This is a genomic window from Streptomyces prasinopilosus (genome assembly GCF_001419695.1).
Classification (GTDB): Bacteria; Actinomycetota; Actinomycetes; order Streptomycetales; family Streptomycetaceae; genus Streptomyces; species Streptomyces prasinopilosus.
Genome location: NZ_LIRG01000343.1, coordinates 1 through 4,317, shown reverse-complemented (window position 1 = coordinate 4,317; position 4,317 = coordinate 1). Strand labels below are relative to the sequence as shown.

The window sequence follows — 4,317 nt, the reverse complement described above, 5'->3', positions numbered from 1 at the left end:
TGATCTCGCCGTACACCTCGGGGTCCGTGGTGAACTCGCCGGGCACGCAGCTCTTCCGGCTGCCGTGGTAGTCGCTGGACCCGGTCACGAGGAGCCCCAGTTCCTTCGCGAGGCCCCGCAGCCGCGCCCGGGTGTCGGGGTCGTGGTCCATGTGGTCGACCTCGATGCCGTCGAGACCGGCCGCGGCCAGTTCCGCGAGGGCGGACTCCGGTACGGTCCGGCCGCGCTTGCTCGCGGCCGGGTGGGCGAACACCGCCACCCCGCCCGCGCCCTTGATCAGCCGGAGCGCTTCGAAGGGATCGGTCTCGTGCTTCGTCATGTGGGCCCGGCCGCCGTCCGCCAGCCATTCCCGGGTGAAGGCGTCGTTCACCGTCTCCACCACGCCCAGTTCGACGAGTGCCGTGGCGATGTGCGGGCGGCCCACCGAGCCGTCGCCGGCGATCCGGGCGACCTGCTCCCAGGTGACAGGCACGCCCAGTTCGTTCAACTTGGCGATCATGCCCCGGGCCCGCGGTACGCGGTCGTCCCGGACCAGCTCGCGCTCGGCGAGCAGCGCCGGTTCCTCGGGGTCGAAGAGGTAGGCCAGCATGTGCATGCTGATGCCGTCGTACCGACAGGAGAGCTCGGCTCCGGTCACCAGCGTGAGTCCCGGGGGGAGCGCGGCGAGGGCCTCGGCATGGCCGCGGGTGGTGTCGTGGTCGGTCAGCGCGACGACGTCGAGACCGGCGGCGCGGGCCGCGCGGACCAGGTCGGCCGGGGAGTCCGTACCGTCGGACGCGGTGGAGTGGGTGTGCAGGTCGATACGCACGACGCGTGGCTCCAAGCGGTGACGGGCGGACGGGGACGCTTCAGGATAACCGCACTTCCGTACGCATCCGTCACACCCGCACCCGCCCGGCGCCCCCTACACGCGCACCTCGCGTCCTTCACCCGCGCACCCCTCACCGGCACGCCTCGCGCTCCCCGCGCGCACCTCGCCCCGGCCCTCCGCGCCGCCGTCCCTCACGGCGTCTCCATCAGCCGCGGCGACAGGGCCCCGCAGGGCACCAGCTCCGCCTCGGCCCCGGCGTCCCGGAGGTCGGTGAGGACCAGCTCGTCGTACATCAGGAGCCCGGACTGCTCGGGCCACAGCACCGCCCACAGCCACATCCCGAGTGCCTCGCCCGCGAAGACGGCCCGGTCGTCCGGCGTCCTGGAGACGTGCCAGAGCGGGGTCGGGCGACCGGCGGCCAGCACCTTGGCGTCGGCCGGCTTCTCGACGTCCAGGTACGGGCCCGGGTCCGGGCCGTCGACGCCCGCGTACCGGGCGCCGAGCCCGACCCCGAGTTCCTCGGCCACGAGGATCAGCTCGCCCATGCCGCCGAGCGGCCCGGGTCCGGTGCACGCGACGGCGGCGGCGCGACCGCCGCTGCGGTCGTCACCCGCGCTGGCCACCCCGGTGAACAGCCAGCCCACCGGCAGCGGCCACGGCATCCACACCGGCACCCGGGTACGGTGCACGACGACGTCGAGAGCCTCGACGCTCGGCGGTATCACGGGCTGGACCGGGTGGACGACGCCGTGCGCATCGCACTGCCAGGCATCGGAGAAGAGGCCGGGAGCCCTGACCCGGCCACCGCACTTCGGGCAACTGGGTTCGCCCCTCATAGGGCCCCACGGTCCTACCCCCGCCCCGCCACGTCAAGGACGATCACCCGTCTGGATCGAACCGATCACCCGAGGACCGGAAACGGCACACATCGACCGGCCCTGACTCCCCCACCGCACATCCGGTGGCCGCATCCGGCACCGCGCCCACGGGGCGCGCGCCCCGCCACCGCCGGCCGGGCCCTCCACCCCCACCGACCGGCCGCTCCAGCACGGCCGGCCGGCCGGCCCGCCGCGACCGGACCGGCCGTCCCCGGTCGTCCTCGTCCTCACCAACTGCGGCGCCCCGGCTCCCCCCTGACGACCCGGCACAGGTGAGCTTGGTCACTCCGGCGCACGGCCGCCCCCCAAGGGCCGCGGCGCGTCAGTCCAGCGCGACGGAGGCGCGGACGGGGTCCCTCAGGTCCGTTCCGCGGGTCAGCCAGCGCTCCTGCAGCTCCTGGGCGCCGTGCACCCGCTTCCAGGCGGCCTCGTTCGGCGTCATGGGCAGCAGCGGCAGGAACCGCACGGGATCCATGGGCTCGTCGAGTTCCAGGTCCTCCACCAGACCGCCCGGCTCGGCGACCAGCACCGAGGTGAACGGGGCTCCGGGCCACAGCGGTTCGCCGACGTCGAGGGAGGCGCCGGGGGTCACGACCACACCCTCGACCTGCGGGGACGCGGCGAGCACGGCGAGCGGGCGGAGCACCTTGTCGGTGTCGGCGAGACCGCCGCGCACCGACAGCACCAGCTCCGCGCGCGGGCCCGCGACCGGATCCGCGATCACCGCCGTGGGGTCGGCCATGGGCTGCGCGGACATGCCGAGGGTGGCGTAGCGCACGATGTCGCCCTCCCGGAAGCGCAGCACCTCGACGCGGTCCGTACCCAGGAAGGTGACCGCCGCGCGCGCGTCCGGCTCGCCCAGGGCCGTGAGCAAACGGGCCTCGACCAGAGGAAGAACATCTGCCATGCGGCGAGCATAGAACCCGTCGGCAGCGGGCGAAGCGGCGCCTTGACACGGTGGCCGGCTGCTAGTCTGGCCCGGCGGTTCGGGGCAGCACGCAGTAGGCCCCCCAGGCAACGCCCAGGCCCGGCAGGGCATGTTCAGGGCACTGGGAGAGTCCGCCGGAGCCCCGGTGCCGCTAGGACACTCCCCCTACGGGGGAATCCCCTTCGGGGGATGAGGATCGTCCCTCACGAGGGACCGGCCGGAGGAGGTGGGGCTGGCATGGACCGAAGTCGACCGTGCAGTAGCACCCGCTCTTCCACCCGTTGATGTAGCCGCTCCGTTCCGGCTGTCACCTCGCATCATCGCGTCTTCATCGGAAGAGCATTTCGTTTCGTCCCGACTGATCTGCCCCAGTAGCTGCATCAGCGACGAGACTCGCCACCGCGACGGTGCGGTGCTCCCCGCTTTGTGGACGTGCCAAACATCTCCTGCCCGGTCTTTTTCCGGAAGCCGGGTCATCTCTGGTCAGGACGTCCTCATTCCGGGCGGTTCCACCCGTCGCGCCAGCGCCTTTCGTTGCCCGTTCCGCGAAGGAGCCCGCCATGTCGATGATCCGCGACCTGCGCGCCGTGGTCCGTCCCTCCCGTGCCCCGCTGCGCAAGGAGAGCAGCGCCCCGTACGACACCACCCGCGACCCGGCGACGACCACCGCGGTCGTCGACTGCGCCATCTACCGCGACGGCCGTCGCGTGGAGACCGGGGGGCCGCTCACCCCCCAGGAGGCGATGCGCCTGGTGCGCCGGGACTCGGGCTTCGTGTGGATCGGCCTGCACGAGCCGACCGAGGACGAGTTCGCCGGTATCGCCCGCGAGTTCGGGCTGCACCCGCTGGCCGTGGAGGACGCCGTCCAGGCCCACCAGCGGCCCAAGCTGGAGCGCTACGACGACTCGCTCTTCACGGTCTTCAAGACCATCCACTACCTCGACCACGACCGGCTCAGCTCCAGCAGCGAGGTCGTCGAGAGCGGCGAGGTGATGTGCTTCACCGGCCGGGACTTCATCATCACCGTCCGGCACGGCGGCCAGGGTTCCCTGCGGGGCCTGCGGCACCGCCTCCAGGAGGACCCCGAGCTGCTGGCCAAGGGCCCCTCGGCGGTCCTGCACGCCATCGCCGACCACATCGTCGACGGCTACATCGCGGTCGCCGACGCGGTGCGGGACGACATCGACGAGGTGGAGACGGAGGTGTTCTCGCCGGGCCGGGGAGGCACCCCGCGCGGCACCGACGCCGGACGGATCTACCAGCTCAAGCGGGAGGTGCTGGAGTTCAAGCGGGCGGTGTCGCCCCTGCTGCGGCCCATGCAGCTGCTGAGCGAGCGGCCGATGCTGCTGGTCGACCCCGAGATCCAGAAGTACTTCCGGGACGTCGCCGACCACGTGGCCCGGGTGCACGAGCAGGTGATCGGCTTCGACGAGCTGCTCAACTCCATCCTCCAGGCCAACCTCGCGCAGGCGTCCGTGGCGCAGAACGAGGACATGCGCAAGATCACCTCATGGGCCGCCATCATCGCCGTGCCGACGATGGTCTGCGGGGTGTACGGCATGAACTTCGACTACATGCCGGAGACGCACTGGAAGTACGGGTACCCGGTGGTCCTCGGCGTGACCGTGGCCCTCTGCCTGGGCATCCACCGCACGCTGAAGCGCAACGGCTGGCTCTGACGCCCTGTGACACCGGCCCCG

Annotated in this window: 4 protein-coding genes; 1 reads left to right on the top strand and 3 read right to left on the bottom strand. The window is 72.3% G+C overall.

Annotated features, from left to right (window positions below; genetic code table 11):
- From AOK18_RS15425 to AOK18_RS15415, 3 genes are all read right to left on the bottom strand, one after another.
- On the bottom strand, positions 1–808 hold an 808-nt coding region (locus AOK18_RS15425), incomplete at its 3' end, for a PHP domain-containing protein (RefSeq protein WP_055694733.1).
- Positions 809–1,002: 194 nt separating this feature from the next.
- On the bottom strand, positions 1,003–1,647 hold the full coding sequence (locus tag AOK18_RS15420; protein ID WP_055572705.1) for a DUF6758 family protein: 645 nt from the start codon (positions 1,645–1,647) through the stop codon (positions 1,003–1,005).
- 364 nt (positions 1,648–2,011) lie between these two features.
- Entirely contained in the window at positions 2,012–2,596 is a 585-nt protein-coding gene (locus AOK18_RS15415) for a suppressor of fused domain protein (RefSeq protein WP_074994111.1), read from the bottom strand.
- Between the two features lie 581 nt (positions 2,597–3,177).
- On the opposite strand from AOK18_RS15415, the gene AOK18_RS15410 reads away from it, so the two are divergent.
- Entirely contained in the window at positions 3,178–4,296 is a 1,119-nt protein-coding gene (locus tag AOK18_RS15410) for a magnesium and cobalt transport protein CorA (RefSeq protein WP_055694732.1), read from the top strand.
- The last annotated feature ends 21 nt before the right edge of the window (positions 4,297–4,317 follow it).